Annotated in this window: 20 protein-coding genes and 1 tRNA gene; 12 read left to right on the top strand and 9 right to left on the bottom strand. The window is 55.2% G+C overall.

The features are described from left to right. Window positions 1–76 precede the first annotated feature (76 nt). Window positions 77–1,432 (top strand): RsmB/NOP family class I SAM-dependent RNA methyltransferase, encoded by a 1,356-nt coding sequence (locus MVC73_RS01900; RefSeq protein WP_297506351.1) that lies wholly within the window; start codon window positions 77–79, stop codon window positions 1,430–1,432. Here MVC73_RS01900 and MVC73_RS01895 read toward each other — a convergent pair. Continuing rightward, window positions 1,429–1,611 carry a hypothetical protein gene (locus MVC73_RS01895; RefSeq protein WP_297506349.1) on the bottom strand — a complete coding sequence of 61 codons (183 nt, stop codon included), beginning with the start codon at window positions 1,609–1,611 and terminating at the stop codon, window positions 1,429–1,431. The two genes, MVC73_RS01900 and MVC73_RS01895, sit on opposite strands and share 4 nt — an antisense overlap. A 9-nt stretch (window positions 1,612–1,620) precedes the next feature. Then, window positions 1,621–2,238, bottom strand: coding sequence for a TIGR00296 family protein (locus tag MVC73_RS01890; protein WP_297506420.1), 618 nt, complete (start codon window positions 2,236–2,238; stop codon window positions 1,621–1,623). 92 nt (window positions 2,239–2,330) lie between these two features. Here MVC73_RS01890 and MVC73_RS01885 point away from each other — a divergent pair, with 92 nt between their 5' ends. From MVC73_RS01885 to MVC73_RS01870, 4 genes are read left to right on the top strand one after another with little or no spacing between them, the layout of a single operon-like run. Next, window positions 2,331–2,633: an MTH1187 family thiamine-binding protein gene (locus MVC73_RS01885; protein ID WP_297506418.1), complete on the top strand. Its 303-nt coding sequence runs from the start codon at window positions 2,331–2,333 to the stop codon at window positions 2,631–2,633. Further along, the gene (locus MVC73_RS01880) at window positions 2,626–3,816 is read left to right on the top strand and encodes a DUF373 family protein (RefSeq protein WP_297506347.1); all 1,191 of its coding nucleotides are present in this window, start codon (window positions 2,626–2,628) and stop codon (window positions 3,814–3,816) included. The genes MVC73_RS01885 and MVC73_RS01880 overlap by 8 nt, the downstream gene beginning before the upstream one ends. Next, window positions 3,773–4,837 carry a hypothetical protein gene (locus MVC73_RS01875; RefSeq protein WP_297506345.1) on the top strand — a complete coding sequence of 355 codons (1,065 nt, stop codon included), beginning with the start codon at window positions 3,773–3,775 and terminating at the stop codon, window positions 4,835–4,837. Before MVC73_RS01880 ends, MVC73_RS01875 begins: the two co-directional genes overlap by 44 nt. A 32-nt stretch (window positions 4,838–4,869) precedes the next feature. Further along, the gene (locus MVC73_RS01870; protein ID WP_297506416.1) at window positions 4,870–5,715 is read left to right on the top strand and encodes a deoxyribonuclease IV; all 846 of its coding nucleotides are present in this window, start codon (window positions 4,870–4,872) and stop codon (window positions 5,713–5,715) included. Here MVC73_RS01870 and MVC73_RS01865 read toward each other — a convergent pair whose 3' ends face one another. Further along, window positions 5,716–6,759, bottom strand: a complete 1,044-nt coding sequence (locus MVC73_RS01865; protein ID WP_297506343.1) for a P1 family peptidase — start codon at window positions 6,757–6,759, stop codon at window positions 5,716–5,718. Between the two features lie 82 nt (window positions 6,760–6,841). Here MVC73_RS01865 and MVC73_RS01860 point away from each other — a divergent pair, with 82 nt between their 5' ends. The 3 genes from MVC73_RS01860 to MVC73_RS01850 all read left to right on the top strand — a co-directional run bounded on the left by MVC73_RS01860 (window position 6,842) and on the right by MVC73_RS01850 (window position 10,881). Then, complete coding sequence (locus MVC73_RS01860; RefSeq protein ID WP_297506341.1) at window positions 6,842–8,467, top strand: iron ABC transporter permease; 1,626 nt, start codon at window positions 6,842–6,844, stop codon at window positions 8,465–8,467. Then, the gene (locus MVC73_RS01855) at window positions 8,461–9,474 is read left to right on the top strand and encodes an ABC transporter ATP-binding protein (protein WP_297506339.1); all 1,014 of its coding nucleotides are present in this window, start codon (window positions 8,461–8,463) and stop codon (window positions 9,472–9,474) included. Before MVC73_RS01860 ends, MVC73_RS01855 begins: the two co-directional genes overlap by 7 nt. A gap of 75 nt (window positions 9,475–9,549) precedes the next feature. Beyond that, complete coding sequence (locus tag MVC73_RS01850) at window positions 9,550–10,881, top strand: NCS2 family permease (protein WP_297506337.1); 1,332 nt, start codon at window positions 9,550–9,552, stop codon at window positions 10,879–10,881. Between the two features lie 14 nt (window positions 10,882–10,895). Here MVC73_RS01850 and MVC73_RS01845 read toward each other — a convergent pair whose 3' ends face one another. After that, entirely contained in the window at window positions 10,896–11,330 is a 435-nt protein-coding gene (locus tag MVC73_RS01845) for a metal-dependent transcriptional regulator (RefSeq protein ID WP_297506414.1), read from the bottom strand. 88 nt (window positions 11,331–11,418) lie between these two features. Here MVC73_RS01845 and dph5 point away from each other — a divergent pair, with 88 nt between their 5' ends. The 3 genes from dph5 (at window position 11,419) to cobO (ending at window position 13,606) form a co-directional block, all read left to right on the top strand. After that, window positions 11,419–12,213, top strand: coding sequence for a diphthine synthase (dph5, locus tag MVC73_RS01840; RefSeq protein ID WP_297506335.1), 795 nt, complete (start codon window positions 11,419–11,421; stop codon window positions 12,211–12,213). A 42-nt stretch (window positions 12,214–12,255) separates the two neighbouring features. Continuing rightward, window positions 12,256–12,333: transfer RNA gene (locus tag MVC73_RS01835), tRNA-Val, on the top strand. A 745-nt stretch (window positions 12,334–13,078) separates the two neighbouring features. Next, entirely contained in the window at window positions 13,079–13,606 is a 528-nt protein-coding gene (gene cobO / locus MVC73_RS01830) for a cob(I)yrinic acid a,c-diamide adenosyltransferase (protein WP_297506412.1), read from the top strand. Here cobO and MVC73_RS01825 read toward each other — a convergent pair whose 3' ends face one another. Genes MVC73_RS01825 through MVC73_RS01810 form a run of 4 tightly spaced genes read right to left on the bottom strand, consistent with a single transcriptional unit; the run spans window position 13,607 to window position 16,546 of the window. Then, the gene (locus MVC73_RS01825; RefSeq protein WP_297064154.1) at window positions 13,607–14,284 is read right to left on the bottom strand and encodes an amino acid ABC transporter permease; all 678 of its coding nucleotides are present in this window, start codon (window positions 14,282–14,284) and stop codon (window positions 13,607–13,609) included. A 9-nt stretch (window positions 14,285–14,293) separates the two neighbouring features. Next, window positions 14,294–15,055, bottom strand: coding sequence for an amino acid ABC transporter ATP-binding protein (locus MVC73_RS01820; RefSeq protein ID WP_297506333.1), 762 nt, complete (start codon window positions 15,053–15,055; stop codon window positions 14,294–14,296). Next, window positions 15,033–15,719 carry an amino acid ABC transporter permease gene (locus tag MVC73_RS01815; RefSeq protein WP_297506331.1) on the bottom strand — a complete coding sequence of 229 codons (687 nt, stop codon included), beginning with the start codon at window positions 15,717–15,719 and terminating at the stop codon, window positions 15,033–15,035. Before MVC73_RS01815 ends, MVC73_RS01820 begins: the two co-directional genes overlap by 23 nt. A gap of 32 nt (window positions 15,720–15,751) precedes the next feature. Continuing rightward, window positions 15,752–16,546, bottom strand: a complete 795-nt coding sequence (locus MVC73_RS01810; protein ID WP_297506329.1) for a basic amino acid ABC transporter substrate-binding protein — start codon at window positions 16,544–16,546, stop codon at window positions 15,752–15,754. A gap of 201 nt (window positions 16,547–16,747) precedes the next feature. Here MVC73_RS01810 and MVC73_RS01805 point away from each other — a divergent pair, with 201 nt between their 5' ends. Next, complete coding sequence (locus tag MVC73_RS01805) at window positions 16,748–17,002, top strand: UPF0147 family protein (protein WP_297506328.1); 255 nt, start codon at window positions 16,748–16,750, stop codon at window positions 17,000–17,002. Between the two features lie 15 nt (window positions 17,003–17,017). On the opposite strand, the gene MVC73_RS01800 is transcribed toward MVC73_RS01805, so the two are convergent. Beyond that, complete coding sequence (locus tag MVC73_RS01800; RefSeq protein ID WP_297506326.1) at window positions 17,018–17,587, bottom strand: aldolase; 570 nt, start codon at window positions 17,585–17,587, stop codon at window positions 17,018–17,020. Window positions 17,588–17,745 lie beyond the last annotated feature (158 nt).

Below are 17,745 nucleotides of genomic sequence, written 5' to 3'. Positions count from 1 at the left end.
ACGCTGATATTTATCGTTTTTGCAGATGGGTTTCGGGTGCATCACCTTTTTAAACCTCCTTTTTCAAGTCCCGCCCATGGAGCTGTTTTACAGGGCAAGCTTTCAGGAAGTGGTGGCGGACGCGCTGATGCTCGTTGAGGAGCGCGAATTATCTTCCAAGCACGCGCTTGAGAGAGTCTTTAAGCGAGTCGCTGGAAAAGACCGCGAGAAGGCGCGCGGTTTGGCCCATGCGTACGTCTTCGAGATAGAGAAGTGGAGGAAAAAGATAGACTTCATAATCAACTCGGTTTTGAAGGGCTCAACCGTTGAAGACCTCGACCCCTATCTCGCGAATCTTCTGAGGATAGGGACCTTTGAGATGCACTTCCGGAAGGTTCCTCCCGCGATAGCGACTGACTCAATAATCCGCGTGGTTAAAGAAAAGTTCGATTTCTCCCGCGCCAAATTCGTCAACGCGCTGATGCACTCGGTGGAGAAGTTCGACGTCGAAAAGGCCCTAAAAAGGCTCAAGGAGAAGGACAGAATAGAGTGGCTGAGCGTTCGCTTCTCCCACCCGCGCTGGTACGTAGAGTACGTAATAGAGCTTTTCGGCTACGACGAGGCGGTTCGCTTACTTCTCAGCAACAATAAACCTCAGCGCTACTACGTCAGGGCCAACACGCTGAAGACGGATGTTGATTCCCTCAGGGATTACCTTGAGGAAAACGGTGTAAGGACGGCCCTAACTCCGGTTCCAGACGTTTTGAAGGTTCTTGAATACAAGACGCCGGTTACGAGGCTCGACTGGTATAAAGGGGGCAAGTTCGTGATTCAGGATTTAGCCTCTGCCTACGTTGCCCACGTTCTGGCTCCAGAGCCGAGCGAGAGGGTTCTCGATTTAGCTGCGGCCCCCGGCTCGAAGACCTTCCATGCTGCATCGCTGATGGAGAACAGGGGCGAGATAATTGCTGTGGATTATTCCTACGACAGGCTCATGCGCATGAAGGAGAAGATGAAGCTTTTGGGGATTAAAAACGTCAAGCTCGTCCACGCCGACGGGCAGAGCTTCAGGGATAAAGACAAGTTCGACAAAATAATCCTCGACGCGCCGTGTTCAAGCTCCGGAACCTACCGCCAGTTCCCAGAGGTGAAGTGGCGCTTTAACGAGGAGAAGATAAAGCGAATAATCAGCGTCCAGAGGAACATGCTCCGCAACGCCTACGAGAACCTCCGCGAGGGTGGCGAGATGACGTACTCAACATGCTCGATCAGAATCGATGAAGACGAAGAAAACGTGCTCTTCGCGGTCAATAAGGTGGGCTTTGAGCTTGTCCCCTACGAGTTCAGCTGGGGCGACAGGGGATTCCTTGAGATTGGAGATAAGGTCTTCCGCGCCTGGACCCACAGGCACGACTGCAACAGCTTCTTTATAGCGAAGATGGGAAAGGGCTAGGCATGGCAAACAGCGTAGAGGGCAATCAGGTAGTACAGCGCCGTGTATGCCACGATGCGAACGCCAAAGCCCCTCCCATCTATCCACGCTTCCCTGTACTTTTCAATCGCCTTCTCCGTAAGCCGGTAATAAAGTGCTCCAGCCAGTAAAATAAGGGCCAATGAATAGGGGAGGCTCATCCTATCACCTCAAACCAGAGGCTTTCTCCTCACGGGGCCTCGGGGATATTCCTCCTCGAATATCTCGGCTGTGAAGCGGTAAACCTTAGTGTCCGAGTCAAGCCAGCAGTCGGGCGGTAAGCCTGCCTTCCAGCATGTTTGCGCTAAAAACTCCTCCTCGTCCCAGCCCCACTCAACAGGAACCTGCGGGAGCAGTAATCCCGAGTAGATGCCCTTCTCGATGAGCAGGCCGTCCCTGCCGACCTTTATCTTCTTCGGCCTCTCCTCCGGCGGGCCCTCGATAGGCTCGGGTGGCGTCAGAACGCTTACCTCAACGACGATATCGTCAAGCTCGCTCTCCCTCACCGGCGGGAAGCGCGGGTCGTCAAGGGCGGCGTAGATTGCCGCCTTTATCGTCGCCTCGACGAGCGGGTAAATCGGGAGCGGGAAGCCTATGCAGCCACGAAGGGCTATCTGGGGGGGAACGTTGTGCCTGTTCAGGGTAACGAAGACGCCCATCTTCTCCCACAGCTCGGGCGGTGTATCCGCTGGGGGTTTTATAACCTTCCCGTGCCTCACGTACTCCTCAACGGCCTTCCTCGCGAGCCTGACCAGGAACTCGCCCCACTCATCCTTTATCCTGTACATCGCCACCACCACTTAAATTTACCACCGGTTAGTTTATTAACGTATCGCAAGCCTTAAAACATCGCCGAAGGAAGATAAGACGGGTGTCGAAGGTGGTCATTGTGGAGTTCGTCATAGTGCCCCTCGGGGAGAGGAGCCTCAGCAGGTACGTTGCCGAGGTGATAAAGCTTTTAGAGAGGAGGGGTATTAAATATCAGCTGACGCCTATGTCAACGATAATAGAGGTTCCAACGGTGAGGGAGGCCCTCGATGTTATTGAGGAGGCCCACGAACTGATGTTCAGGCTGGGTGCGAGGAGGGTCTCGACGACGATAAGGATAGACGACAGGCGCGATAAGGAGCGGAGTATGGAGGACAAGGTTAAATCCGTAATGGAGAAGGTGAGGGGTGGTTGACATCAGGGTTCTTGTTCTGGCGATAGACCGCGACGACGACTTCGGCAGGAAGGCGGGCGTTAAAGGCCCCGTGATAGGCAGGGAAGCCTGCATAGACGCGGCCCTAAAGCTCAGCCTGGCCGATCCCGAGGACAGCGACGCGAACGTCGTTTACGCCGCGGTGAAGCTCGCGGACGAGCTTAGGGAGAAGGGGGAGTTCAACGCCGTCGAAGTTGCCCTCATCACAGGCCACCCGAAGGTCGGCATCAAGAGCGACATGGAACTAGCAAAACAACTCGACGAGGTTCTAACGGTCTTCCCGGCGGATGGGGTTATACCCGTAACGGACGGCGCCGAGGACGAGCAGATATTCCCGATAATTGCCTCCAAGGTGCCTATAATAAGCTCCCGTCGCGTCGTCGTCAAGCAGAGCCCCGGGATAGAGACCACATGGTACATAATCGTCAAGTACACAAGGGAAATACTCAGTGACCCCGAGGTCGCCAAGGTGGTTTTTGGAATACCCGGCCTCATGGCCCTTCTCTACGGCCTCGCGAAGCTCTTCGGGGTCTGGAACCCGGAGAGCGAGAAGATAGTCTCGACAATAATCTCGGGGACGATACTCCTCCTGATCGGCGGGATATTCTTCGCCAAGGGCTTCAACGTGGACTTCGGGGCGATACTCAGGGGCATCAAGAGGGCGGTCGTTGAGCAGTTCATCGTAGTCCTCTCTGTGATTGCAGGCCTGTTAATCATAATAAGCGGTGCGATAAACGCCTACCTCAACCTTGAGAGGTACTCGCTGGAGCTGATAGGTAGCTACCCCGGAACGCCGTTGCTCGCCACGCTCATCTACCTAAACGCGCTGGCCGGCCCGCTTGCGATCGGAATCGGCGTCATGATAGCGGGAAAGGTTCTCCAGGCATACCTCAAGAGGGACCCTCACATCTGGTACAGCACATCGGCGCTCCTCATGACGCCCGCCCTCTGGGTCACCGTTGACCTCACGACGAGGTATGCACTCTCGATACTCACCATATCGGACATAGACGTCTTCCAGAAACTGCTGTTCGCGGTCTTCGACATCGCGTTCTCCGTCATAGTTGGGGTCTACCTCAGAGGAAAGGTTAGGGGATGGATGAAGGTTGAAGGAGCAAAGGATGAGCCTGGAAAAGGCGTTGAAGGAGTACAGGCGAAGGCGTGAAGAGAGCAAAGAGAAGGCTGAGAAGCTCAGAGGAGAGTACAACCGCTGGCTTTCAAGGAAAAAGAAGGAGATATTAAAGAAGATTTCGGCCTTGGAGAAAAAGAAGCCCCCCAAGAAAGTAGACGAGCGCCTCCTACAGAGGGTCGAGGCGGAGAGGAGGGCCTACGTCTCCGCTCTGAGGCGGGCCCTTGAGTCCATAGAGGACATCGAGGAACTCGGCAAGAGGCTTCCCGACCTGGGCAAACTCCATGTGAGCCACGGCAGGCACGTGATGGTGCTCTACGAGAAGGAAGTTTACGCCATAAACGCCCTCCTCAAGGAGCTGAGCGAGGGATACGCCAGATACGTGGAGGAACTTTCCTCTCTCCTCCTCCCCGAGGTCGAGCTGGAAAAGGCCATTTCCGAGCTGAGGGATGTTTCCTCCCGCATTGAGGAGCTGGATTCTGAAATCCGCGCAATCGCGGAAGAGCTAGGGAGGAAAAGGGAGGAGCTGGAGTCCAGAATGGCATCTCCCGAGATCAGGGAAACGGAGAAGGAAATTGAGAACCTCAGGAGAGAGTTGCGTAGGAGAGAGATGGAGGTAAGATCAAAGGTCTCCAAGCTTGGAAAGCCCCTGAAGAGAATGCGTCTCGGCGGTCTCGCTGATGAAGTTGCCAGGAACAGCGGGCTTGCCCTCGAAAGGCCGGTGGAGTTTCTCTCCCTGCTACGCTCCATTTACCCCAGACTCGACGGGAAGGCGAAGAAGGCAGCCGAGTGGCTCCTGGAGAACCTGCCGGCGGAGGTCGAGAGGCTGGAGAGCCTCAGGGAAGAAATCGAGGCCCTCGAAAGGGAGAGGGAGAAACTTCTGGAGGAGATTAAGCCACTTGAGGAGGAGATAAGGGAGCTTGAGAGAGACCTCAGGGAGAAAAAGGCCATGAAGGAAAAGCTTGAGCGCAAGAGAGCCCACTTGGAGGAGGAAATCGCGGGGGAGAAAAAGAAGCTCGAAGAGCTCCTAGGTGTTGAAATCGGGATAGCCTTTTAAGTTAGGCTCCCCTAATTCGACTGGTGGTGAGCATGTTCAAGGTTGACAGGCTACGCTTCGGCACGGCCGGGATTCCCCTATCAACTCCAAAGCGCTCAACGATAGACGGCATAGTCCACGTCAGAAACCTCGGTTTAGACGCGATGGAGCTTGAGTTCGTGCGAGGAGTTAACCTCAAGCCCGAGCTGGCGAAAAAGATAAAGTACGTAGCCAAAAAGCACGACGTCCTTCTTACGGCCCACGCGCCTTACTACATAAACCTCAACGCGAGTGAGAAGGCCAAGGTTGAGGCAAGTAAAAGGAGGATTATCCAGAGCGCCGAGAGGCTCTACCAAGCGGGTGGCTGGAGCGTGGTTTTCCATGCAGGCTACTACCTCAAACAGCCGAAGGAGAGCGTTTACCAGAGGGTTCTTGAGGCCCTGAAGGACGTCCAGAGGGAACTAATGGACAAAGGCGTTAAGGTCTGGATACGGCCCGAGCTTACCGGGAAGCCCACCCAGTTCGGCGATTTGGAGGAGATAGTCAAGCTCAGCGAGGAGCTTGAGATGGTTCTCCCGACGATAGACTTCGCTCACGCACACGCGAGGAACAAAGGCAGGTGCAACTCCACCGAGGAGTGGCGCGAGATGCTCTCCCTTATAGAAGACAGGCTCGGGAGAGAGGCTCTCGACAACATGCACATCCACGTGAGCGGTATAGAGTACACCGACAAGGGCGAGAGGAGGCACCTCAACCTCCAGGAGAGCGACATGAACTGGGAAGACCTCCTGAGGGTTCTCAAGGAGTTCCGCGTTAAGGGAGTCGTCATAAGCGAGAGCCCGAACATCGAGGGTGATGCGCTCCTTATGAAGAAGAAATACGAGGAGATAAAGGCCTGATCAGGCTTTCTCAATTAACCCATGCTTCCCAAGGATTTCAAGGACTTTCCCAACGGGGAGGGCATACCTCACGTGCCCGTTGCCTTCAACGGTTTTAGCCTGAAGGAGGGCGTTGATTATCGCCTCTTCCGTCGCCTCGGCGGTCGCCCTGAAGAGCCCGCTCAGGGCATTGTCTGGGAGAGAACTCACAAGCTCTGGTTCTTTCCCGGCTGGAACCGTCTGAGCTGTGGAGAAAGCTAAAACAACATCACCGCTCCCGTGGTAGGCGTAGCCCCCGGTTCTCGCGAGTCCAACGATTGCCCTCTTCGCGAGCCTCTTCAACCCTCTGGCAGTTAACGGGGCGTCCGTCGCTACAACAATCGAGATGCTCCCCCTTCCAGAGGTGCCCCTGCCGGGGTAGTCCTTCAGGTAGAGGCCGACGGGAACACCGGCGGTGGTTAAATCCTCCCTCCTCCCGAAGTTCGCCAAAACGAGGGAAGCGACCGTGTAGTTCTCTCCGCCTATCTCGACGACCCTTGAGGAAGAGCCTATTCCGCCCTTGAACTCGAAGGCGCTCATTCCCGTTCCCGCTCCAACGGAACCCTCCTCGAAGTCGAGTTTGGCATTTTTGAGCGCCTCAAAGTAGTGCTCCTCACCAACTTTCATCGCCCTTATGTCGTTGAGGTATGAGTCGTTGCACTCCATCACAACGGGCGAGACGCTCCTCAAATCCGGGTTCAGCTCTATCATGTGCTTAACCATCGCGTTCGCAACGGTGTAGACGCTCAGCGTGTTTGTTAGTGCGATGGGCGTCTCGATGTATCCCAGTTCATCAACCTGGACGAAGCCTATGGGCTTTGAGAAGCCGTTCATGATGAAGGTAGCCGAGAAAAGCCTTTCGCGGTAGGGGTTTTCAACGGGCGGTAGAAGAACGGTAACGCCCGTTCTGATGTTCTCTCCCTCCATCAGCGTTTTGTGTCCAACTCTAACGCCCAGATCCGCTATGGAGTTCCTCTTTCCGTGCTCGTGAAGGCCGATTCTTATTCCCAAATCAGGGGCCTTCATAGAACCACCGGAGGGGTTTAACCACTGTCCTTAAGGGCTTTGCCAATCAACACTTATAAACTGCAAAAACCGAGTTTTGCCCATGAGGTTTAGGATTGCCCACCTGCTCCTCCTCATCCCGGTTTCCTTCCTGCTGGTCTTCTTCTACCTCCCCATGGCCAGCGTTCTCAAGCTGGGCCTCTGGGAAAACGGGCTCACTCTCACCGGCGTAATCTCCGTTATTGAGAACGGCTACCACAGGGGGGTAATAGCCTTCACCATAGCCCAGGCCCTCGCTTCTACCCTGCTCACCCTGGCAATCGGCCTGCCCGGGGCTTACTTCTTCGCCAACTACGATTTCCCGGGGAAGAGGGCCGTAAAGGCCATTCTCACCGTCCCCTTTGTCATGCCGAGCATAATGGTCGCCCTCGGCTTTACAATTCTCTTCGGCAGGGACGGGATTATAGCTAACCTCATCGGCCACGACCCGGGCATCATCTACACATGGAAGGCCATCCTCTTGGCACACGCCTTCTACAATTTCCCCGTTGTCGTCAGGATGGTTTCAGCGCTCTGGCAGAGGGTGAACCCCCACTACGAGGAAGCCGCCATGGCCCTCGGGGCGAGGGGGTGGAGGCTCTTCTGGAGGGTTACACTGCCCCTGATCTCCCCGGCCATCTTCGCCTCCGCCATGCTCACCTTCGTCTTCTGCTTCCTTAGCTTCTCGATACCCCTCATCCTCGGGGGCTACCGCTACGCCACCATTGAGGTTGACATATTCACCTCCGTCATGACGCTCCTCGATTTCAAAACCGGGGCGGTTTTAGCCGTCATCCAGATCGCCCTGAGTGGAGTTTTCATGTACCTCTACCTCAAGAGCCTTGAGGCCTACTCAAAGAGGGAGGAGCAGAAGCTGGTGAGGGAAACCAGAAGGCTCACCCTCAGGGACTTCCTCGGGCTGAGGGGCATCGGGATGGCCCTTTACATCCTCGTTGTGTTGCTCTTCATAGTCGCCCCTCTTCTGGCCGTTCTCTACGACTCGCTGGTCTTCAACGGCCACCTCAGCCTCGAAAACTACCGCAGGGTTTTCTCCACCGCGTATAACCCGATGTTCGGCACTTCAACGCTCGGCGCGGTGAGGAACTCCCTCCTCTTCGGCTTTGCAACGGTCGTTTTTTCGACCCTCGTTGCCCTCCCGATAGCCTACGCCCTCAACCGCTGGGAGTTCAGGGGAAAGAGGATTCTCGACGTTCTGGCTATGCTGCCCCTGGCCAGCTCCCCGATAACGATAGGCCTCGCCTACGTCCGCTTCTTCCACAGCACCCCCCTCTACTACACCTTCTGGATAGTTGCCATAGCTCACGTTGTCATAGCGTACCCCTTTGTCCTGAGGGCAATATCGACGAGCCTCGGGAAGATAAAGAGGAACCTCTTCGAGGCAGCTCTCAGCCTCGGCGCCAGAGAGGTCACTGCCTTCCTCAGGGTCGAACTACCCCTGGCCATCGGAGGGCTCGTCGTGGGGGCGATATTCGCCTTCGCGATGAGCATAGCCGAGCTGGGGGCGACGTATATGCTGGCCACACCGGAGTACACGACGATGACGATAGCGGTTTACAAGTTCATCGGGGCGAGACAGTTCGGGAGCGCATCGGCCCTCTCGGTTCTCCTGATGCTCGTTTCCGCACTCAGCTTCATGATAATAGAGCGCGTCGGTGAGGAGGTATGGTGAGCGTAGAACTCAGGGGGATTGAAAAGCGCTGGGAGGACTTCAGGCTGAGTATAGAGAGCCTTAAGGTCAGGGACGGCGAGCTCCTCACTCTCCTAGGGCCAAGCGGATGCGGTAAGACGACTACCCTGAGGGTTATAGCGGGTTTTGAACGGCCGGACTCGGGGGAGGTTCTCTTCGGAGGCAGGGTTGTCAACGAGTTGCCCCCCTACGAGAGGGGCATCGGGATAGTCTTTCAGGACTACGCCCTATTCCCCCACATGACGGTCTTCAAGAACGTCGCCTTCGGCCTTGAGATGAGAAAGCTCCCGAGGGCAGAGATAGAGAGGAAAGTCAGGGAGACCCTTGAACTCGTTGGCCTCAGGGGATTCGAGAACCGCTACCCGGAACAGCTCAGCGGGGGACAGCAGCAGAGGGTTGCCCTCGCGAGGGCACTCGTCATCGAGCCGGAGGTTCTCCTCCTTGATGAGCCGTTGAGCAACCTCGACGCCAAGATAAGGGAGAGGTTGAGGGGTGAAGTGAGGAGGATTCAGCGCGAGCTCGGGATAACGGCCCTCTACGTCACCCACGATCAGGAGGAGGCAATGGCGATAAGCGATAGGATAGCCGTCATGAACGTCGGGACAATAGAGCAGGTCGGGAAACCGCTGGAGCTCTACTATCACCCCAAAACGGAGTTCGTGGCCACTTTCCTCGGAACCGGCAACATCCTTGAGCTTGAGGCCCGGGACGGGAAGGCCTGCTTGGGTGAGCTGTGCTTTGACGTCGAAGGGAAAGGCACCGTCAGGGTTTTCTTCAGGCCGGAAAACGTCCTCATAAAGCCCGGTGAGAGTGCAGAGCTCTTGGAGGTCGAGCTCCTTCCGGGAAGGGCGAGGCTGAGGGTGGGAATAGAAGGAACCACCATCACGGCCGAGCGCTTTATAGGGGAGCTCTTCTTCGACCCCGAAAGACCGCCCGAGAGGGTCGGTCTGGAGGTAACGTCCTACGCTGTTCTCCCCCCACGTTTTTGACTTATTTTTGTCAAGATAAGGTTTATAAGTTGGTTTTATAGCCATGTTAATGTCAAGATAACCCGGGGTGATACAATGGGCTGGTTCGAGAGGTACTTCGAGTTTGATAGGTACGGCACGGACATGAGAACCGAGGTCCTCGCTGGAGTAACGACCTTCATGACGATGGCCTACATACTCTTCGTGAACCCTGCCATACTCAGCGACGCAATCGGCAAGGAGGCCTTCAACTCTCTCGTGGCTGTAACGGCCCTGGCAGCTGGTCTGACAACGATACTGATGGGCCTCTACGCCAAGAAGCCCTTTGCACTTGCCCCTGGAATGGGTCTCAACGCTTACTTCGCCTACACGGTTGCCCCAAAGTACGGCTGGAAGGTTGCCCTCGCGGCCGTTTTTGTAGAGGGTCTGATATTCATAGCCCTCACCCTCACCAAGGTCAGGAGCGCGGTAATACACGCAATTCCGAGGAGCCAGAAATATGCCATCGGAGCCGGAATCGGCCTGTTCCTCACCCTAATAGGCCTCAACGACGTTGGACTTCTCTCAGCGGTCGTTAGCAAGACCGGCGTTCTGAAGTTTACCGGCCTCAACGCCCCGGCACTGAAGACCGGGCCAATCTTGCTCTTTCTCTTCGGCCTGTTCTTCACGGGAATACTCATAGCGAGGCGCATCAAGGGGGCGCTCCTCATCTCAATCCTCACAACTGCCTTCCTCGGGTGGATAACGGGCCTCGCACCCTGGCCCAAGCAGATACTCTCAACTCCCGACATAAGCTACACCTTCCTCAAAATGGACCTCCACGGCCTCCTCAACGCCGGAGCACTCGGAGTTGTCTTCGCCTTCTTTATGGTGGACTTCTTCGACACCCTTGGAACGGTAACAGGGCTCAGTGCCAAGGCGGGCTTCCTCACAAAGGACGGAAAGGTCCCCGATGCTGAAAAAGTTCTCCTCACGGATGCGATAGGAACGACCTTTGGGGCCATCCTGGGAACTTCAACGGTAACGACCTACATCGAGAGTGCCGCGGGAATAGAGGAGGGCGGAAGAACCGGGATGACAGCCCTCGTCACTGGCCTTCTCTTCCTCGCGATAGGCCTCTTCATAGCCCCGCTCGCGGGCGCGATACCCTCCTTCGCAACGGCTCCGGCACTGGTCATAGTCGGCTACTACATGCTCACAGCATTGAGGGAGGTTGACTTCAGCGATCACACAGAGGCACTTCCGGCTTTCCTCGTGCTCATAACCATACCCTACACCTACTCGATAGCGGACGGCATAGGCGTTGGCTTCATAAGCTACACACTGCTCAAGGTCTTCAGCGGACGCTGGAGGGAAGTGCACCCGCTCATGTACGCCCTAGCGCTGGTCTTCGTTGCCTACTTCGCCTACCTCGCAGGAGTCTTCTGATGAAAGAAGAAGAGTCAGCCCTTTTCTTTTTCTTCAAGCTTCTCCTTTAGGAACTGCTTGAGGACGTAGGGGCACTGCTCCTGTATGAACTTGGCGAACTCCTTCATCCTCTGGACGGTTATCTCGCTGACGTAATGCTCAAACTGGCAGGCGTCGTGTTCGGCTATCTCCGGCGGGATGCCGAGTATGTCTATGAAGAACTCGGTGAGGAAGACGTGCTTGGAGTAGGTCTCCTCGGCCACCTTCCTTCCCTCTTCCGTCAGGAGAATCCTGTCGTACTTCTCGTACTCGACGAGGCCCTTCTCGGCGAGCTTTTTGAGGGCATCGACGACGCTCGGGGGTTTGACGTTCATGAGCTTGGCTATGTCCTTCACGCGGATAACGCCCTTGTTCTTGTGGAGGATGTACATCGCCTCCAGGTACTCCTCCTCCCTCTTGCTGATCTTCACGGGTCCCACCTGCATTAGGTTTGCCAAAAACCTTTAAGTAGTTTTCCCAAGGCTTAAAAGTTTTAGGAGAACTCCGAACGGTGATGATATGGCGCTCTACTTCATAGGACTGGGCCTCCACGATGAAAAGGACATAACTCTCAAGGGGCTTGAGATAGCGAAGAAATGCGAGAGGGTCTTTGCCGAGTTCTACACCTCCCTGCTGGCAGGGACAACGATAGAAAGGATTGAGGAACTGATAGGGAAGCCGATAAAGAGACTCACAAGGGAGGACGTTGAGCTGAACTTCGAGAAAATAGTCCTTCCGGAGGCGAGGGAGAAGGACGTTGCCTTTCTCACCGCCGGTGACCCTATGGTTGCCACGACCCACGCTGACCTGAGGATAAGGGCGAAGAGGGCAGGAGTGGAAAGCTACGTCATCCACGCCCCCAGCATTTACTCGGCGGTGGCTGTAACGGGACTCCAGATATACAAGTTCGGGAAGAGCGCCACAGTTGCCTATCCCGAGAAGAACTGGTTTCCCACGAGCCACTACGATGTAATAAGGGAAAACCGTGAGAGGGGCCTTCATACACTCCTGTTCCTCGACATAAAGGCCGAGCAGAACCGCTACATGACGGCCAACGAGGCCATGGAGATACTCCAAAAGGTCGAGGAGATGAAGGGGGAAGGCGTCTTTACGCCCGAGACCCTAGTGGTAGTTCTTGCCAGGGCGGGTTCGCTGAACCCCACCATAAGGGCTGGTTACGTGAAGGATATGATTGGGGAGGACTTCGGGAGACAGCCCCACGTTCTCATAGTGCCCGGAAGGCTACACATCGTCGAGGCGGAGTATTTGGTGGAGTTTGCCGGTGCCCCCGAGGAAATCCTGCGCGAGGTCTAGCGAAACCTTTATATTTTTGCTTCCTCCCACTATTCCCGGGATGGGCCCGTGGTCTAGCCTGGTTATGACGCCGCCCTCACACGGCGGAGGTCCGGGGTTCGAACCCCCGCGGGCCCACCACAACAGCCCTTGCCTCGCAAGCGCTGGCGGAAAATAAAGTGCCCTTTCCATAATGTTCGGATTTTGAAAGGGTTTTACTCGCTAGCTCCTTTGGTGAGTGCTTCACTCAAGAAGGCGCCCTTCAGGCGCGGATTAAAATTGAAACTGTCTGAAAAGGCCAATTTAATGTTAAACCCCTCAAAACTTACTCCTTGAAGAGTGCACGACTGACCCTTTGCCCTTTCATGTGAAAGGCACTCTTTTGACCAAACTTTGCTCCGCAAAGTTTGTTCGCCTGCGCGAAGTTTAATCAAAGTTCGTAGCTCCTTCTAAAAAGCAAAATTCTAAGTTGGTTTCCCTTGAACAGCCCTTTTGAAGTGAGGACTTTTCGAATTGCTCCGCAGAGTGAGTTTACCCCTAAAATCGACGCCCAAAGGGCGTCAAAGGAAGAGTAAACTTCTCACGGTTGAGACCTTAAAGAGAGTTCTCCTATTAAAGGGTTTGTTTTAGAAGTTAAACCAACTTGAATTTCTCGCTTTAAAGAGAGATACAAACTTTTAGTGAAGCTTTTCCCAAAAGCTTCAGCGCTGGCGGAAATGAAGTGCCTTTCTGGTTCCAGAGGGTTTATCGACCAATTGCTGATTCTTGGGCGTTTGACCCACCCACAGAATGGTTATCCAGTACGATGACTCTCTGAATTGAGCTCTCGGGTTAATTCACCCAAACCACTAAAAAGCCTGGCGATTATATCCACCCGGTGAAGGAAATGTCGTGGAAAGACAGACTTGGCCTAGTGCACATCTACACCGGCAACGGGAAGGGAAAAACGACTTCAGCCTTTGGATTGGCCGTCAGGATGCTGGGTTCTGGCGGAAAGGTGATAATAATCCAGTTCCTGAAGGCTGGCAGGGCTTACGGAGAGCAGGTTAAGATAGAGGAGTGCGGGGCAGTTATAGAGTCCTACGGCCTTCCCAAGTTCGTCCACGGGAAGCCGAGCGAGGAAGACATAGAAGCTGCAAAGCGGGCCCTTGAGAGGGCCAGGGAAGTTGCATCAAGTGGGGAGTGGGACTTGGTCGTCCTCGACGAGCTCTGCGTTGCCCTAAGCTTCGGCATGCTCGACGTGGGTGAGGTTAAGGAGCTGATAAGGAAGAAAGCTCCCCACACCGAGCTCGTCCTCACCGGGAGGTACTGCCCCGAAGAGCTCTTCGAGTTGGCCGACTACGTGACGGAGATGAGGGAGGTAAAGCACCCCTACCAGAGGGGTGTCCTAGCGAGGAGGGGCGTGGAGTACTGATCACCTCTTTATCGTCGTTACCCCCGGGATGTGGATTTTAAGCTCGACAATGCGCATAAGCTGGATTATCAGCGTCGCGAAGACCAGGTAAATCCCCGCGACTATCAGGTATATCTGGGCGTAGAGGAAGGTCTCCGACGCGGTGACGCTCGCCATGTACATGAGCTCGGGAACCGCGAGGAGCATGGCTAGCGAGGAGTACTTGAGGAGGTAAACCATCTCGTTCGTCCAGCTGGGGAGCATTATCCTGAAGGCCTGCGGAAACACGACGTGCCTTATTATTTGCCACCTCGTCATGCCGAGGGAGAGTGCAGCCTCTATCTGGCCCGATTCTATCGAGTTGAAGGCTCCCCTCATGTACTCGGCCTGATAAGCCGCGCTGTTGAGCATTATCCCGAGGAGGGCCGCTATCGTTGGGTTCATGACGAAGTTCGGGAGGTACTGCCTTATGAGGAGGGGTAACCCGAAACCGATTATGTAGAGCTGGAGGAGCATTGGGGTGCCCCTTATGAGCTCTATGTAAGCCACTGCCAGCGCTCTGGCTATGCCACCCCCGTAGGTTCTCGCTATAGCCAAGAGAAAGCCCAGGGCAAAGCCCCCGAGGAAGCCGAGGAGCGTTAGCTCAAGGGTAACTTCAAGCCCCTTGGCGAGCTGGCCGATTATGAACCCGTAGTCCATCCTCCCACCTCACAGTGACAAATCTGCTATCCTTCTCAGGAAGGCCTTTGTCTCCTCCTTCTTCGGGTTGTAGAGCAGCTCCCTCGGCTCTCCCCTCTCCCAGATCTTTCCGTTGTAGAAGAAGAGCACCTCGTCAGCAGCGTTCAGGGCAAAGCCAATCTCGTGCGTAACCACCAGCATCGTGACCTTCTTCTTAGCGAGCTCCCTCATGACGTCCAAGACCTCCCCCGCGAGCTGGGGGTCTAAAGCGGAAGTCGGCTCGTCGAAGAGTATTATGTCGGGCTCCATCGCGAGGGCCCTCGCTATTGCTACGCGCTGCTGCTGTCCACCGCTCAGCTCGGCCGGGTACTTCTCAAAGGCGTCCTCCTCAAGGTGAACCGCCTTTAGAGCTTTGACCGCTATCTTCTCGGCCTCCTCGTCGCTCAGGCCCTTCACCACCTTGGGCCCTATCTTGACGTTTTCGAGCGCGGTCAGGTGCTTGAAGAGGTTGAAGTGCTGGAAGACGAAGCCTATCCTCGCGCGGATTTTCCTTATGTCCACGTCCTTCGAGAGGACGTTTATCCCGTCGAAGATTATCTCCCCCTCATCGGGCTCGACGAGCCTGTTGATGCACCTGAGGAGGGTGCTCTTCCCGGCACCGCTCGGCCCTATTATGACCTTCGTTTCGCCCCTCTTCACGCTGAAAGAGACCCCATCGAGAACCGTCTTTTCCCCGAACCTCTTCTTCAGGTTTCTAATTATCAGAACGTCAGATTCTGACGTTGGAGGCACCCCCCGTTCCCTTTATTCCATACTTCTTCGCAAGAACCCCCGCCAGATAGGTGAGCGGGAGAACCATTATCAGGTACAGGAAGGCGGCGAGACCGTAGTAGCGGAAGGGCTCGCCTGTTATCGAAACGAGGTACTGGGCCTGCCTCGTGAGCTCGACTATGCCTATGGCGAGGGCTATCGAGGTGTCCTTCAGGACTATGACGTATTCGTTCATCCACGCCGGAACGGCCATCCTTATCGCCTGCGGCAGAACAACGTACCTGAGGGTCTCCAACTTGGACATCCCGAGGGAGTAAGCTGCCTCTATCTGCCCCTCGCCAACGGCCTGTATGGTGCTCCTGAATATCTGGGACTGGTAGGCTGAAGAGCGTATCCCGAGGCCTATAACCGCCGCCCAGAAGGCCGGCAGGCCTATTCCAGTCAGGAGGGGTATGGAGAAGAATATCACCATGTATATCGCGAGGAGCGGAATCCCCCTGAGGGTTCCCTCGTAAACCATAGCTATGTACCTCAGCACCTTACCCCCGTAGGTCTCCATTATCGCCACGGGGAGCCCAACGAGGAGGCCGAGGATTATCGAGAGAACCGAAAGGATAACGGTCATCTTTGCCCCTTCGAGGAGCATCCTCATTGCAACGTCGAGAGAAACCGCGGTTCCTATCAACGCCGGCACCCTCCGGAAAAGGGAAAGGGGAATCAGCTACCGAAGTACTTCTCGACGAGCTTGTCCCACTCAGGGGAGTTCATTATCTCCTTGAGGGCCTTGTTTATCCCGTCGAGGAGCTCCTTGTTACCCTTCTTGACGGCTATTCCATAGTGCTCGCCGGTCTTTATGGTGTAGACTATCTCAACGCTGTACTTCTTGGAGAACATCTTCGCGACCGGGCTGTCGAGCACAACCACGTCAACCTGCCCGTTGAGGAGTGCTTCAAGGGCCGCAACGTAAGTTGGGTACTCCTTTATCGTCGAGCTGTTGCCGAGGTGCTTCTTGACGTAGATTGCCCCCGTTGTTCCCTTCTCAACGCCTATCTTCTTGCCCTTGAGGTCATCCACAGAGGAGACCTTTATCCCCGAGCCCTTCCTCACGAGGACGGCTTGATCAGCCTCCCAGTAGGGTATGCTGAAGTCAACGACCTTTTCGCGCTCAGGCGTTATGGTCATTCCGGCTATGACGACGTCAACCTTGCCGGCCTGGAGGGCAGGGATGAGGGAGTCGAAGTCCATGTCCTTTATCTCGACCCTGTCGTAGCCCATCTTCTTGGCTATGAGCTTTATCAGGTCTATGTCGAAGCCCGTAATCTGGCCGTTGCTTGCGTTCTTATACTCGAAGGGCGGGAAGTCCGCACTGGTTCCGACAACGAGAACCTTCTCCTTTGCCCCTGTGCTGACGCACCCGCTCGCGGCGACCGCCAGCAGAAGGGCCACCAAAACAACAGCGACGTACGGGGACTTTGCCCTCACGATGACCACCGTTCTGAAAATTGACTGCATTCATTTAAAAATTTGCTTTTATCCATCTGTTAAACTTCCAGCCCAAAATTTTCACGGTGAGAAATTCCTCAGGAGGATGATTTTTCGGGTGACTCCTTAGCGGGTTTCGACATTAACCGAAAAGCTTTTTAGTTGGGAGTGATTAAAATAAGCCGGGAAGATTTTAGTAACAATTTTTTAGAATAGGTCGGAGGTGAGAATATGAGCAACGAGCTGATCCAGCAAATAGTGCAGGTTCTCAAGGAGCAGGTCGTCCAGGACACCGTCGTCCCGAGGAACATTAGGAGAGCTGCCGAGCAGGCCATCGAGGTTCTCCTCGACGAGAGCAAGGAGCCCGCCGTCAGGGCGGCTGATGCGATAGCAATCCTTGAGGAGATAAGCGAAGACCCGAACATGCCCATGCACACGAGAACCATCATCTGGGAGGTTCTCGGAGCCCTTGAGCAGGTGAAGTGAGCTTTATTTTTTCGCTCATTTTCCGCAAGGTCTTTCAGTCAGGTACCAAAGCTTCGCGCTCTCCTCGACGAGTTCGGCCTTGTAAAAGGCCTCCCTTAGGGTTCTGCCGACGGTGACTACACCGTGCCTCTCCATTATAACCGCGTCGGCTTTTCTCAGAGCCTCTGAAGTCACCTCGGCGAGCTCCTCGGTTCCAGCGGGCCTGAAGGGAGCTATTGGTATCTTCCCAAGGTAGAGCTCCGCCTCGGGGGTTATTATCGGAAGCTCGCCCCTCAAAAGGGCCGAGACCGCTATCGAATAAGGCGGATGGAGGTGGGCTATGGCCCTAACGTCGGGCCTCTTCCTGTAAACGGCCAGATGAAGGCGGTACTCCGAGGAGGGCCTTACGCCCGAGAGCTGGTTTCCCTTCATGTCAATAACAGCCACCTGAGCCTCGTTCATCTCGTCCATAACAACACCGGTGGCTTTTATAAAAACCCTGTCCCCGAGCCTTACGCTCAGGTTCCCGCCGAAGGCGGCGGTTAAACCGCGTTGGTGGGCAAGACGGGAGTATTCTACCAGCTGGGATTTAATTATACGGCTCACAAAGATCACCTTTTGAAATATTCTCTCCCCCCTCGATTTCCTCCTCAAAATGAAGCTCAACGGCCTCTCGGAGGTTCTCCATGAGCTCATCGAGGGTTTTCCCCTGGGTGAATATATCCTCCTCGATCCCCCTAGCACACCAGTATTCCCCGTCAAAG

Source organism: Thermococcus sp., from assembly GCF_027052235.1.
Lineage (GTDB): Archaea > Methanobacteriota_B > Thermococci > Thermococcales > Thermococcaceae > Thermococcus.
The sequence above is the reverse complement of the archived record's forward strand: the minus strand, read 5'-3'. Positions and strand labels throughout refer to the sequence as shown.